Annotated in this window: 13 protein-coding genes; 9 read left to right on the top strand and 4 right to left on the bottom strand. The window is 66.8% G+C overall.

The window, feature by feature from the left end:
• Positions 1 to 7 precede the first annotated feature (7 nt).
• The 3 genes from BO226_RS20795 to BO226_RS20785 all read left to right on the top strand — a co-directional run bounded on the left by BO226_RS20795 (position 8) and on the right by BO226_RS20785 (position 1,866).
• A complete protein-coding gene (locus BO226_RS20795) occupies positions 8 to 754 on the top strand; it encodes a hypothetical protein (protein WP_024102586.1) in 747 nt (248 codons plus the stop codon).
• Positions 755 to 911: 157 nt separating this feature from the next.
• A complete protein-coding gene (locus BO226_RS20790; RefSeq protein ID WP_064256013.1) occupies positions 912 to 1,553 on the top strand; it encodes a hypothetical protein in 642 nt (213 codons plus the stop codon).
• A 52-nt stretch (positions 1,554 to 1,605) separates the two neighbouring features.
• Positions 1,606 to 1,866 (top strand): YbaB/EbfC family nucleoid-associated protein, encoded by a 261-nt coding sequence (locus BO226_RS20785; RefSeq protein ID WP_064256014.1) that lies wholly within the window; start codon positions 1,606 to 1,608, stop codon positions 1,864 to 1,866.
• A 122-nt stretch (positions 1,867 to 1,988) separates the two neighbouring features.
• Here the strand turns inward: BO226_RS20785 and BO226_RS20780 are convergent, their stop codons facing one another.
• The 4 genes from BO226_RS20780 to BO226_RS20765 form a co-directional block, all read right to left on the bottom strand.
• A complete protein-coding gene (locus BO226_RS20780; RefSeq protein WP_064256015.1) occupies positions 1,989 to 4,106 on the bottom strand; it encodes a catalase in 2,118 nt (705 codons plus the stop codon).
• 97 nt (positions 4,107 to 4,203) lie between these two features.
• On the bottom strand, positions 4,204 to 4,860 hold the full coding sequence (locus BO226_RS20775) for a superoxide dismutase family protein (protein WP_064256016.1): 657 nt from the start codon (positions 4,858 to 4,860) through the stop codon (positions 4,204 to 4,206).
• A gap of 86 nt (positions 4,861 to 4,946) precedes the next feature.
• Positions 4,947 to 5,693, bottom strand: a complete 747-nt coding sequence (locus tag BO226_RS20770) for a Clp protease N-terminal domain-containing protein (RefSeq protein ID WP_064256017.1) — start codon at positions 5,691 to 5,693, stop codon at positions 4,947 to 4,949.
• A gap of 49 nt (positions 5,694 to 5,742) precedes the next feature.
• Positions 5,743 to 7,164 (bottom strand): wax ester/triacylglycerol synthase domain-containing protein, encoded by a 1,422-nt coding sequence (locus BO226_RS20765; RefSeq protein WP_064256018.1) that lies wholly within the window; start codon positions 7,162 to 7,164, stop codon positions 5,743 to 5,745.
• A gap of 219 nt (positions 7,165 to 7,383) precedes the next feature.
• Between BO226_RS20765 and BO226_RS20760 the strand changes: the two genes are divergently transcribed.
• From BO226_RS20760 to BO226_RS20735, 6 genes are all read left to right on the top strand, one after another.
• Complete coding sequence (locus BO226_RS20760; RefSeq protein ID WP_064256097.1) at positions 7,384 to 8,439, top strand: ABC transporter substrate-binding protein; 1,056 nt, start codon at positions 7,384 to 7,386, stop codon at positions 8,437 to 8,439.
• A 20-nt stretch (positions 8,440 to 8,459) separates the two neighbouring features.
• Positions 8,460 to 9,863: an LLM class flavin-dependent oxidoreductase gene (locus BO226_RS20755; protein WP_064256019.1), complete on the top strand. Its 1,404-nt coding sequence runs from the start codon at positions 8,460 to 8,462 to the stop codon at positions 9,861 to 9,863.
• Positions 9,864 to 9,888: 25 nt separating this feature from the next.
• Positions 9,889 to 10,776, top strand: coding sequence for an ABC transporter permease (locus tag BO226_RS20750; RefSeq protein ID WP_064256020.1), 888 nt, complete (start codon positions 9,889 to 9,891; stop codon positions 10,774 to 10,776).
• Positions 10,752 to 11,474, top strand: coding sequence for an ABC transporter ATP-binding protein (locus tag BO226_RS20745; protein WP_019290435.1), 723 nt, complete (start codon positions 10,752 to 10,754; stop codon positions 11,472 to 11,474). Before BO226_RS20750 ends, BO226_RS20745 begins: the two co-directional genes overlap by 25 nt.
• Positions 11,475 to 11,595: 121 nt before the next feature.
• On the top strand, positions 11,596 to 12,312 hold the full coding sequence (locus tag BO226_RS20740; protein ID WP_064256098.1) for an SOS response-associated peptidase: 717 nt from the start codon (positions 11,596 to 11,598) through the stop codon (positions 12,310 to 12,312).
• 67 nt (positions 12,313 to 12,379) lie between these two features.
• Entirely contained in the window at positions 12,380 to 13,639 is a 1,260-nt protein-coding gene (locus BO226_RS20735) for a glycosyltransferase 87 family protein (protein ID WP_041803504.1), read from the top strand.
• The last annotated feature ends 34 nt before the right edge of the window (positions 13,640 to 13,673 follow it).

The following is a 13,673-nucleotide window of genomic DNA, read 5'->3' as shown; positions in this document are numbered from 1 at the left end:
CGTTTTCATGCTTGTCGCATGCACGTCGGAAACCGAGCCGGCACCGCAGCAATCCCCTTCCCTTCCCGTAGACGCGAGCGAATACCAAGCGCCGGAGCAGGTTCGCAACGCGACCTACGTCTGGTCGGCGGAGCCCGGAATTGATCTGCTGGATAACCGTGGAAAATTGATCCGGGCATCGCACGAATCGATGATGATCGCATTCTACGGAGGTATCGAAACAACCTACCCAGGATTCAGCAATGCGATCGATCCCAGGTATGCGCGCAGGATAAATACCATCGCTACGCGCGCGCTAGTGGGCACGATCCGAGCGCACCTTCTTCAGGTGCATCAGACAGAAAAGGGTTTCAACGCGACCGTCTGCATTCAGCCCTCACACTATGCAGTGCGAAGAGACGACGGCCAGTATCACACTGTGCATGGCTCGGCCATCGAAGAGAGAGTCGAGTTCAACCACCCCACCGCTGAGGATCGCGACCTCGCCCGGGTCCGACCCAACGTCCCACCGAGCACCACTCCCCGCCCGCCATCTCCTCCCATCGCCGACGCGACTCACCAATGGTCTGCGCCGACGGAGGACGTCTTCGCGGGCACCGAGTGGTTGATCAGTTTCGGCGCAGATCTCGGCGATGCCAAGAAACGTTGCGAAGAGTGGGGACGCAGCATCGAGCCGGGGGTGCCCGATGACGGGGCCGAGTTTCTCGTCTCCCCCACCCCACCCGAAACCCTGCCCGCCTACCCGGGCTGGTGAGCACATGAACCGAATTATTTGCGCTGCAATAGCATTCCTTGTCGGATCATTCCTACTTGCAAGCTGCACACCCGATCGAGCGCCGGCACCGGTTGCGCCCCAGACCATCATCACCGCCGAGTACGAACCACCCGGACAGGTCCGAAGTTCCACCTTCGTGTGGTCCGCAGAACCGGGAATCGACCTTGCGGATCAACGCAGCATCCTCACCCGAGCCGCGTACGAATCCATGATTATCGCCCACTACGGCGGACTCGATACCGCCTATCCCGGGTTCGCCGGAGCACTCGTCCCTTCCTACGCACGCAAAGTCCCAACTGCGCTGGAAACATCCCTCGTCGGAACATTTCGGGCGCACATCCTCCAGGTGCTCGATACGGCGGCTGGGTTCAAAGCAACCGTGTGCACCCAATGGTCGAAGGTGGGCATCAGGGTCCGAGACGGCGACTATCGCATCAACCAATTTTCCGGGCAGGAGGAATTTGTCGAGTTCACCCGTGACACCGAGGAACATCGGCGCGAAGAGCAACTCCACAGGCACGACCCGGAACCACCGACACCAAGCGATCAGTACCTGACTTCTCTCCCCACCACCGAGCACCAATGGTCCGCTCCTACGGAAGATCTGTTCACCGATACCGGACTCAGAATCGACTTCGGGGGCGACTCGGGCGAAACGATGTATCGATGCGAAGCATGGGGTCGCAGCATCGAACCCAGCTTGCCGCCCTACAGAAGTTCCGAAACCATCATCTCCCCCACCCCACCCGAAACTCTCCCCGCCTACCCGGGCTGGTGAGAAAGGAACCGTGTTGACGTATCCAGAAGAACTCTCTGTCACCGTCAGGCGTGTGCAGGACACGATCGAACGGATAGTAGGCAACGGATCGGTCCACGGCATCCGTATCAGCGTCACCCCGACCGGCCGCATCGTCGCCCTCGAGATCCCGCCCGAGGCGTACAACTGGTCGCCGGACGTGCTCGCGACTCGCATTACCGCCGCCCACGACCTCGCATCCGCGGACGCCGACGAGCAGGCCCGCTACGCGCGCGTCGAGTTGGCCGACGACCTGCGTATCCGGCGCATCGTCTCTGGGATCGGGCAGCGCTGACCTCGAGGTGAACGGCCCGTAAATAACAACTGGCCGCAGCGATAAGAATCAGCTGCGGCCAGAGGTAACGAAAGAATAACTTGGGGCACCCGAAACCGTAAGCCCGCCTCAGGTGACGTCTGTCACAAAGTGTCTCGTTGCCACACCCGGTGGGTACCGAGCAGATCGAGCACCTGCGTAACCGCCGTCTGGGGATCGTCCGCGACGACGACACCCGGTGCCGCCAGACCCTCGAGTGCCGCAGCTCCCGGACCCCACGCCGCCAAGGTTTTCTGGTGGCGGAACGTCTCGTCCACGAGGATCTGCACCCTCTTATCTGCGGGTGCAGCGGCCAGAACGACCGCGTCGAACTCGATCGAGCGGGCCGTGAGGAAGGTGCGCGAGATCGGCACGACTCCCCCGAGCATCCCGCCGTGCGGGGCGACGACCAGCGGGACGCAGTCGGCCGCGTCCACGGCCTGCACGGCCGCGAGCACCTGATCGACGTCGGTGGTGTCGTCGGCGACGATGCCGATCAACCGGCCCTGCACGGGCCACGTCTTGCCGACCTGCGCCAGCGCGGGGCTCTGCGGGAGATCGGAGACCTCGACGGTCGGCTTCGGAGCGGGCAGACCGAGACCGGCCGCCACCTTCTCGCACAACCCGGTGTCGATGTTCGCCAGGATCTGCAGCTGCCGCTCCTTGATGGACTGCTCGTAGCACTTGCCCAGCTCGAAGGTGTAGGCGTAGGCCACGTGGTCCTGCTCTATCTCCGACAGGCTCAGGTAGAACTGGCGGACCTGCGTGTAGTGGTCGTCGAACGACCGGGAGACCTCACGCTCCTTCTTCGCCGCAGGTACCTCCACCGGCAGGTCGACGAAGGCACCCTCGGTGACACCGGCCATGAACGGGCATCCCGCGTCGAGCGAGTTCGGCTTGTACGGAGCGACACCGGTGTGGACGGCGTGCTGATGGAAGCCGTCGCGGAACATGTCGTTGACGGGTGCGTGCGGACGGTTGATCGGGATCTGCCCGAAGTTCGGTCCGCCGAGTCGCGTCAGCTGGGTGTCGAGGTACGAGAACAGGCGGCCCTGCAGCAGCGGATCGTCGGTGACGTCGATGCCGGGGACGAGATGGCCCGGGTGGAAGGCGACCTGCTCGGTCTCGGCGAAGAAATTGGTGGGGTTGGCATTGAGGACCATCGTGCCGATGATCTGCACGGGCGCGAGTTCCTCGGGGACGATCTTGGTGGGATCGAGCAGGTCGATGCCTTCGAAGACCTGCTCCGGGGTGTCCGGGAAGACCTGTACGCCGAGATCCCATTCGGGGTAGGCACCGGCCTCGATCGCGTCGGCGAGGTCGCGGCGGTGGAAGTCGGGATCGAAGCCGTTGATGAGCTGGGCTTCCTCCCACACCAGCGAATGCACGCCGAGCCGCGGCTTCCAGTGGAACTTCACCAGCGCGGTATCACCCTCGGCGTTGACCACACGGAAGGTGTGGACGCCGAAGCCCTCCATCATGCGGTAGGAGCGCGGGATGCCGCGGTCGGACATGTTCCACATCGTGTGCGCCGTGGCCTCGGTGTGGAGCGAGACGAAATCCCAGAACGTGTCGTGAGCGCTCTGTGCCTGCGGGATCTCGCGATCCGGGTGCGGTTTGGCCGCGTGGACGACGTCCGGGAACTTGATGGCGTCCTGGATGAAGAACACCGGGATGTTGTTGCCGACGAGGTCGAAAGTGCCTTCCTCGGTGTAGAACTTCGTCGCGAAGCCACGAGTGTCGCGCACCGTGTCGGCCGAGCCACGGGAACCGAGCACCGTCGAGAACCGCACGAACACCGGTGTCTCCACGTCCTTCTGGAGGAACTGGGCACGCGTGATCGAGCTTGCGGCACCCGTCGCGCGGAAGACGCCGTGGGCACCGGCGCCGCGGGCGTGCACCACGCGCTCCGGGATGCGTTCGTGGTCGAAGTGGGTGATCTTCTCGCGGAAGTGATGATCCTGCAACAGGATCGGCCCGCGCCGACCGGCCTTGAGCGAGTGGTCGGTATCCGTCAGCCGCGCCCCCTGAGCCGTCGTCAGGTACTCGCCCTGCTGGGCACGGCCGCGCGGCAGATCCGCGGGAGTGCCGGTGGCCGTCCTGACCTCGGGCTCCGCCTGATCGGGCTTGGGCTCGGGCGGAGTCGTGGGCGTCGTGGGTTCCTCCACGGGTGGCACGGTGGACGAGGGAACACCGGGGATCTTCGGGGTGTCGGCGGGCATGGGAACTCCGATTCGTGTGCTGTCGTCGGGGCTGGACACGTCTTTTCCACGGCTACCCGGAAGGACGGCGGCCAAACGCGGCGGCGGGGCCGTCGGGTCAGAAGTCCTCGTCGATGCAGGCGAGCCGGTCGCCGGCCTGTCCGGCCTCACCCGGTGCGGTCTTGGTGTGCTGTGCGTGGAGCACCACCGAGTTGGCTTCGCCGTCGCGGAACTCCCAGTCGACGGTCGTGGACGCCTCGGCGTTGCCCTGCGCGTCGGTGGTGATGTCGAGCCAGATCTCGTTCTGCGGATTGGCGTAGGCGGGATCGGTGGACGGGGAGTCGGGGTTCGCCGCCGGGTCGACCCGGTTCTGGTAGTGCGGCCCCGAATCGGACGGGTTCGGCCCGCACGGCCGGGTGTGGACGTGCGCCCCGAAGTCCCGATCGGGTTGCAGACCCATCACCCTGAGGGTGACGGTGGTCCGGCCGTTCTCCTCTTCGGATTCGACGTCGAAGGTCGCGCCGACCGGCACGGCCGCTTCGTCGTAGGTGAAGGCATTGTCGTCGTCGCCTCCCTCGTTCGGGAGCCCGAAGGCGTCGCCACTCATCCCGGGCAGCGGCGTGGGCATGGAATCGGTGGTGGTGGTCGTGAGCGAAGTGTGTGGGGTCTCGACGGTGGTCTCGGTGTCGGTGGACGGTTCGTCGCTGCTGCACCCGGCAGCCACGAGCGTGGCGACGGAGAAGCCCGCGACGAGACATGCGTGACGTGTGTTCATGACTTCGACGTACCCCGAGGGGGCCGTCGGCGAACCTGGCCGCAGGGGACGTGCCCGCGCCGGGGGCGCGCAGGTCCTGCCCGGTGCTACGACCCGGCCTCGCCGTCCTCGGCCTTCTGCGCCTCGACGATCGCGGCGAGATCCTCCGCGACCTTCTTCTCCACGGCGCTCTTGTTCACGCCGGCCGCCGAGAGCACGCCGTCGCCGTTCTCGAGTTCGAGGAGCGCGAGGAGGATGTGCTCGGTGCCGATGTAGTTGTGCCCGAGTCGCAGGGCTTCGCGGAAGGTCAGCTCGAGGGCCTTGCGGGCACCCGCGTCGTACGGGATGAGTTCGGGGACGTCGCTCGACGGTTCGGGGAGCGTCGCCACGGCGGCCGAGCGCAGCGCCGCGAAGTCGATATCCTGGGCCGCGAGTGCGCGGGCGGCGAGCGACTCGGTGTCGACGAGCAGACCGAGAATCAGATGGACGGGCGTGATCTCGGGGCTTCCCGTGGCACGCGCTTCGTTCATCGACGCCATCACGGTGTTCTGCGCGCGCGGGGTGAATCGCGAGAACCCCTGCTCGGGGTCGAGGTCGTTGTCGCTCTTCGAGACGAACCGTTTCTGGGCTGCCTGCTTGGACACGCCCATGCTCTGGCCGATCTCCGACCACGACTTGCCGGACCGTCGGGCCTGGTCGACGAAGTGGCCGATCAGGTGATCGGCGACCTCACCGAGGTGATCGGCCGCGATGACGGCATCGGAGAGTTGTTCGAGCGGATCGTCGTGGACCTTCTTGATCGCATCGATGAGGTCGTCGAGCCGGATGGGATGGGACGGCCGAATGGGTTCCATGCGTCAACTCTAAGTTGACGCATGGTTTTCGTCAACCTTGGGTTGACGATCAGGTTTGCGCGGTCGTCGTAGCGGAGAGCGAGACCTCGATGCGCGTGCCCTCGCCTCCCACCGCGAGCACGTCGCCGAAGCCCTCCACCAGCGACTCGACGAGGACGGGCAGGTCGGGGACGGCGGCGGAGTCTGCGTTGATTCCGATGCAGCAGTGGCTCGTGTGCGACATCAGCGTGATATTGACGGCCGAGCCGACGGTGGGAGCGAACGGGTAGTACCTCAGCACCTCCGCCCCGGCCATGTACAGCGGGATCGGGGAACCCGGGACGTTCGACGCGAGAAAGTCGATGTGCTCGAGGATCCCACCCAGCACACCGGCCGGGAGCACGTTGAGCACACCCGCGATGGCGGACGAGAGCGGCACGGCCGGTTCGTCCCGCCACGACCGGACGATCCGGTCCACCCGGTGCATCGACGCGACCGGATCGGCGACATCGAGGGGAAGAGCGAACCGCGCCAGGGTGATCCGGTTTCCTCCGATCGCGTCACTCTCGCGCCGGAGACTGATCGGCAGCGTCGCCCTCAGTTCGGCGACCTGCGCGCCGTGCCGGGAATGGTAGTGCTTCAGCCCCAACAGGATTCCGGCCAGGAAAGCGTCGTTGAGCGAGGAGTCCGCTGCCCGTCCGGCCTGCCGCAGAGCGTCGAGCGGCATATCGAGGGCCGCGACCTCCCGGACGGTGCTGCGGCCGACCATCACCGGGGACAGCGTCGTGAACACCGGTTGCACGAACCGGGCCGTCGAGCGGGTCGTGTCCACCACGCTGCGCAGCGCCGCGACCGGATTCGTCACCGACCTCAGACCGGAACGCACGAGCCACGGCACACCCCTCCCCACCATCTCGCCGGCCGTCGAGAGGTACCAACCCACGGAATCGGCGAGGGCCGACGCCGGAGCCGAGGTCGGCGGATCCTCGGGCAGTGGCCCGCGGTCGGTACCGTCGCGCTCGAAGTCGACCATCTCGTTCGCGATCTGAATGCCGCCGATGCCGTCGGTGAGCGAGTGGTGCACCTTGAGAACGATCGCGGCGCGACCGTCGGCGAGGCCGTCGACGATCGTCGCCTCCCAGAGGGGACGGTCCTTGTCGAAGGCCGACATCGCCGCGGCGCGCACGAGCGGGAGCACGGCGTCCAGTCCCCCGGGATGCGGGAGCGCGATGCGCCGCAGATGCCAGGACAGGTCGAAGTCGGGGTCGTCCACCCATCGCGGTGGGGTCCGCCCGAACGGGGATTCGACGAGCTTGCGGCGGAAGCTCGGCACCGCACGTGTTCCGCGCTCCATCATCCGGACGAAGCGCTCCTGGTCGGGTGACCGGTCGAGCAGAGCCACCGCGACGATCGTGGACCGCAGGACGGGGTCCTTCTCCATCCGCCACGACATCAGATCCGGCTGCGACATGTGCCGACCGTCCGCACCCATGCGCACCACCTCCCGCCTCCGGTTCTCCTCGCACGGTAACCGCCGCGATGTGCGGATACCGGCGATATCGGCCCGCGAACAGCACCGATGGGCCGGATCGAGGACCTTTCGCTCATGCTGACGCAAACCCTGGTCCCCCGCCGACGGATCGCACAGGATCGGTGACGACTTCGACGCCGTCGAAGTTCGCTCCCCATCGCCAGTACCGTGAGGAAGTCCATGCCCCGTCTACGTCGTGCCGGATCGACGGCCGTCATCGCGCTCCTTCTGACCGCGGTCGCGGCATGTAGCTCCGGTTCCTCGGGCGACGGCCTCGCTTCCGACAGCGCGCTGCCCACGGAGATCCCGGCGGGCACCAAGCTCGTCATCGCCGACCAGGGTGAGCGACAGCTGTCCCTCCTCACCGGTTCCGGACAACTCGACGCCCTGCCGTTCGAGTACGAGTTCGCGACCTTCCAGGGCGCGCCCGCGATCCTCGAGGCCTTCCGCGCCGACGCGGTCGACGTCGCGTGGGCCGGCGAGATCATGACCGTCCAGTCGCTGGTCGCCGGTGACGACGTGCAGGTCGTCGCGGCCATGCAGACGAACAACAGCCTCAACATGGGCATCGCCCCGAACGCTTCGGACATCACGACGCTCGCGGACCTGAAGGGCAAGCGCATCGGCTACGCCGAGGGCACCTCGCAGCAGGCCTTCGTGCTCCGCGGTCTCGACAAGGCAGGCCTGTCGGTCGACGACGTCGAGCTCGTGTCGATGTCGCTGCCGGATTTCCCGGATGCACTGCGCTCCAACCAGATCGACGCCGCCCCGATGAGCGAGCCGGTCTTCTCCCGGTACATGCAGACCCCGGGTGCGACGTCGCTGCCGCGCCCCGAGATCGAGGACCTCAGCGAAGGCATCTCGTACCTCTACTCGAGCAAGAAGGCCCTGTCCGACCCGGCGACCGCCGCAGCGGTCCGCGCCTACGTCACCGCGTACATCACGTCCGTCGACTGGGCCGACAACAACCGCGACGCGTACATCGACACCTACTTCGTGAAGAGCCAGGGCCTGACGGCCGAGGCCGGCGAGCGCATCCTCGACACCTCCGGGATCACCACCTTCCCGCACCTCGACGAGGAGCTCATCGCGACCCAGCAGCACACCATCGACGTCATCGATGCCGCCGGTGAACTGCCCAAGCCCGTCGACGCCGCCGACGCCTTCGATCTGCGCTTCGACGAGGTCGTCACCGAAGCGGTCGCCGAGACCGGCGCCTCCCACACCCGCAGCTGACCTTCCGAGGGGAATCCGACATGACGAACCGCCAACTCAACCTCAACGCCTTCATCTACCCGACCGGCCACCACGAGGCCTCGTGGCGCCATTCCGGCAGCGTGCCCGAGCGTCTCTACGACGTCACCTACTTCCAGGAACTCGCCCGCCTCGCGGAGAGCGCGAAACTCGACGCGGTGTTCTTCGCCGACGGTCCGGCTCTGCGCACCGAGGTGAAATACCGTCCGGACTACGGCCTCGAACCGATCACCACGCTGGTCGCGATGGCCACGGTCACCACGCATCTCGGGCTGATCGCCACGGCGTCGACCACCTACTACGAGCCCTACAACCTCGCCCGGTTGTTCTCCTCGCTCGATCACATCTCCGGTGGCCGCGCCGCCTGGAACATCGTCACCACCGCGACCGACGCAGCGGCAGCGAACTTCGGGTACACCGAACACCCCGACGTGCACGAACGATACGCCCGGGCACGCGAATTCGTCGACGCCGCGATCAAGCTGTGGGATTCGTGGGAGGACGACGCACTCGTCCTCGACAAGACCGCCGGCGTCTACGCCGACCCGGACAAGATCCACCGCATCGACGTCGAGGGTGACTACGTCAAGGTGCGCGGCCCGTTCGGTTCGGCCCGCTCGCCGCAAGGGCGCCCGGTGCTCGTGCAGGCCGGATCCTCCAACGACGGCCGCGATTTCGCGTCGACCTACGCCGAGGCGATCTTCACCGCGCACCAGCGCATCGAGGACGCCCAGGCCTTCTACACCGACATCAAGACCCGCGCAGCAGCATTCGGACGCAACCCCGATCACGTGAAGATCCTTCCCGGCCTGAGCCCGTTCATCGGCGCAACCGAGGCCGAAGCGAAGGAACTGCATCGCGAGTTCAACGAACTCACCATCGTCGAATACGGTCTCGGGCAGCTCCAGAAGATGGGCCGCATCGACGTGTCCCGGCTCGAGTTGGACGAGAAGGTGCCGGTCGAATTGTTCGCCGGCGCAGGCGACATCACCGACAACAACAACAGCCGCCGCCTGGTCTTCGCGAAGATCGTCGAGCGCGAACAGCCGACCCTGCGTCAGCTGCTGCACAAGCTCGCCGGCGCACGCGGCCACAACGTCGTCGCGGGCACGCCGGTGCAGATCGCCGACATCATCGAGGAGTGGTTCACCAACGGCGCCGCCGACGGCTTCAACATCATGCCGCCGCAGTACCCGCAGGGCCTCGAGGCGTTCGCTTCCCAGGTGGTGCCGATCCTGCAGGAGCGCAGCCTGTTCCGGACCGAGTACACCGGCACCACCCTGCGCGACCACTACGGCTTGCCGCGTCCGGAGAGCCAGTACGCACACGAACTCGCCCTGTCCGGTGCCACCGGTGATTTCGCACCGGGCGGCGCCACCGGCGACTTCGCACTGTCCGGCGTCTGATCGAACCGACGAAAGGACTGGAGCCATGAGCGTCTCCGTCGAACCCCGGCGTTTCGGCAGTGGCCTGGCCGGTGACGCCGACACCGACCAGAAGCCCGACTCCGGCGCGACGGCCGACCTGTCGCCGCGCACAACCCGCAGCCGCCTCGCTCCCGGCAAGCCGATCAAGTTCGGCCTGGCGATCGGCCCGGCGCTGCTGCTGGTGGCATGGATCGTCACCTCGGCCACCGGGGTACTCGATCCGAAGACCCTCTCGGCGCCGTGGACGGTCGTCACCACCACATGGGAACTGATCGGCGACGGGCGACTGCAGTCGAACCTGTGGACCTCCGTCCAGCGCGCCCTGATCGGCGGGGTCATCGGCGTCGTCCTCGGACTGGTGCTCGCACTGGCCGCCGGCCTGTCGCGCATCGGTGAGGCGCTGATCGACGGACCGGTGCAGATCAAGCGCTCCATCCCCACCCTGGCGTTGATGCCGCTGGCGATCCTGTGGTTCGGCATCGGCGAGGAGATGAAGATCCTGCTCATCGCCCTGTCGGTCTTCGTCCCCGTCTACATCAACACCTACTCGGCGCTGCGCGGCATCGACGCCCGCTACGTCGAACTGGCCGAGACGCTGGATCTGTCCCGCGCCCAGTTCGTCCGGCGCATCGCCCTGCCGGGGGCGCTGCCCGGTTTCTTCACCGGCCTGCGCCTGGCGGTGACCATCTCGTGGCTGGCCCTGGTGGTCGTCGAGCAGGTCAACGCTTCGAGCGGTATCGGCTATCTGATGTACCAGGCCCGCAATTACGGCATGACCGAGATCATCATCGTCGGACTGGTGGTCTACGCGATCCTCGGATTCGGCAGCGACCTGCTGGTCCGTGCGGCAGAGAGGAAGGCGCTGGCATGGCGCAGGACGATCGGCAACTGACCGTACGCACCCGGGGACTGAGCCGCGGCTTCGACGGACGTGCGGTGCTGAACAACATCGACCTCGAGATCGCCCCCGGCGAGTTCGTGGCACTGCTCGGCCGCAGCGGCTCGGGCAAGAGCACCCTGTTGCGTGCCCTGGCCGAACTCGACCACGGCGTGCCCGGTTCTGGCACCCTCGAGGTGCCGCAGAAGCGGGCGGTGGTCTTCCAGGACTCGCGACTGCTGCCCTGGGCGCGGGTGCTCGACAACGTGATCCTCGGCCTCGACGGCGACGACGCCGCCGAGCGCGGCCGCACGGCCCTGGCGGAGGTCGGGCTCGCCGGACGCGAGAAGGCCTGGCCCACCGAGCTGTCCGGGGGTGAACAGCAGCGGGTGTCGCTGGCGCGGTCGCTCGTGCGCGAACCCGAACTGTTGCTCGCCGACGAACCGTTCGGTGCCCTCGACGCACTGACGAAGATCAGGATGCACGGACTGCTGCAGGAACTGTGCGCCAAGCACCGGCCCGCGGTCCTGCTCGTCACCCACGACGTGGACGAGGCCATCGCTCTCGCCGACCGCGTGCTCGTGCTCGACCACGGCTCGTTCGCCGTCGAACTGACCATCGACCTGCCGCATCCGCGAGCCGATCACGTCGTCGAGATCGCGGAGTACCGCCGCACCCTGCTCGAGGCACTGGGGGTCGAGGTCGCCGTCTGAGCGATCCACGCTGTCTCCGATGGAGCGCCCCCGCTCCGTCTCCGTCCGAGCGATCCGCTCCGGAGCGATCGATGAGAGAGAATCGAATCGTCGCTCCGGAGTCGCCGACGGGAGATGCATCGTGTGTGGACGCTATGCCAGCACCAGTACCCGTGGGGATCTGCTCGCGGCCTACGACGCCGTCGAGGCAGTGGGTGAGGAACTGCCCCCGTCGTACAACATCGCCCCCACCCAGCGCGTGAACGTCGTGCTCGAGCGGGCGCCACGCGAGGACCCGGATGCCGAGCCGAGCCGCATCGTGTCCTCGCAGATCAAGTGGGGGCTCGTGCCGTTCTGGGCGAAGGACCCGAAGATCGGGTCGCGGATGATCAACGCCCGGTCCGAGACCATCACCCAGAAGCCGGCCTTCAAGGCGGCCGCGGCGAAGCGGCGGTGCGTGCTGCCGGCCGACGGATACTACGAGTGGATGAAGGGTGAGGACGGGAAGAAGATCCCGTTCTTTCTGCACGCGGACGGGCCGATCTCGATGGCCGGGCTCTACGAGCTGTGGCCGGACCCGGAGCTGCCGGAGGACCATCCCGACCGCTGGTTGTGGACGTGCACCGTGCTGACCCGTCCGGCGACCGACGCCGCCGGGCACATCCACGAACGGTCGCCGGTGATCCTGCCCGACACCTTCGTCGATCCGTGGCTCGATCCCGACCTGAAGAACCGCGACGACGTCGACGCCCTGCTGAATTCGATTCCCGAACCGACCCTCGAACCGTACGAGGTGAGCACAGCGGTCAATTCGCCGCGGAACAACAACCCCGACCTGCTGCGTCCTGTCGATTCGTGATATTTCGGCCGTATGGCGTTCCCCACGTCGGACCGGAACGAATATCGGAATTGACTAAAGTTGCCGGGTGCGACAATCACGGCTGACTCCGACCGGTTCGACGACGCCTCCGTTCCTCACCGGATCTCGCGGTACCGCCGTCGCGGTGATCGCGTCGCTCGTCTCCGCGGGTGTGCTCATCGCGATCCTCGTCCGAAGCGAACTCATCGACTTCCTGGTCTACCGGATGGGCGCGCGGGTCCTGCTCGACGGCGCCGACATCTACGGACAGATGCCTCCGGTGACCGATGACTTCGCGTTGCCGTTCACCTACCCGCCGCTGTCGGCGATGCTCTTCGCTCCCCTGGCGCTGATCCCCGTGACGTTCGGCAAGATCGTCTTCACCCTCGTCTCGGTCGCCGCGCTCGTCGTCACCCTACGGGTCGTGCTGGACCGGCTCCGTCCGGACTTCGAGGCGCGGACGGCGTGGATCGTCACCGCGGTCGCGGTCGCCGGAGCACTGTTGCTCGAACCCGTGCGTGAGACGATCTCGTTCGGGCAGATCAACCTCGTCCTGATGGCGCTCGTCGCCCTCGACGTCCTGGTGAAGACCCCGAAGTGGCCGCGCGGAATGCTGATCGGACTGGCCGCCGCCGTCAAGCTCACGCCCATCGCGTTCCTGCTGCTGTTCCTGCTGCGGCGCGACCGGCGGACCAGTGCCACCATCATCGCGTCGACCTTCGGGTTCACCGCCCTCGCATTCGCCGTGATGCCCGCGACCTCCGCGAAGTACTGGCTGGACACCCTGCCCGACACCGGCCGGATCGGCGCGGCGTACTTCGCCACCAACCAGTCCTTCAAGGCCGTGATCTCCCGCTTCGGGCCGCCCGAACTCATGGCTTCCGTGCTGTGGCTGCTGGCCGTCGCGGTGATGCTGCTGGTCGCGGTGGTGGCCATCCGCCGTGCCCTCGAGCAGGGCGATCTCGTGCTCGCCCTGTTCGCGAACGCGACGGCCGTGCTGCTGGCGTCGCCGGTGTCGTGGTCGCACCACTGGGTGTGGGTCGCGCCGGCACTGCTGGCCCTCGCACTAGCGGCGTGGCGCGCAACCGATGCGCAGAGACTCACCGCGATCGCCGTCGGCGTCGCGCTCGTTTTCCTGATCGGCCCGCACCACCTGTTCCCCACGGGAGGCGATCTCGAACTCGGCTGGGCCGCATGGCAGCACCTGCTCGGCACGCTCTACGTCACGGCCGGATTCGGATTCCTGCTCTGGCTCGCCTTCGGTCGGCGGACCGATCCGGACTCCGCCTCACCGAAACAACTGCCGAACGCGGAGACCGCGAGTTGATCGTGTAGACGGTGCGCCGGTTGTCGGGCATCCG

The sequence above is a fragment of the Rhodococcus sp. 2G genome, from assembly GCF_001886355.1.
Classification (GTDB): Bacteria; Actinomycetota; Actinomycetes; order Mycobacteriales; family Mycobacteriaceae; genus Rhodococcus; species Rhodococcus pyridinivorans.
Note: the sequence above shows the minus strand (reverse complement) of the source record. Positions and strands in the feature narration are given on the sequence as shown.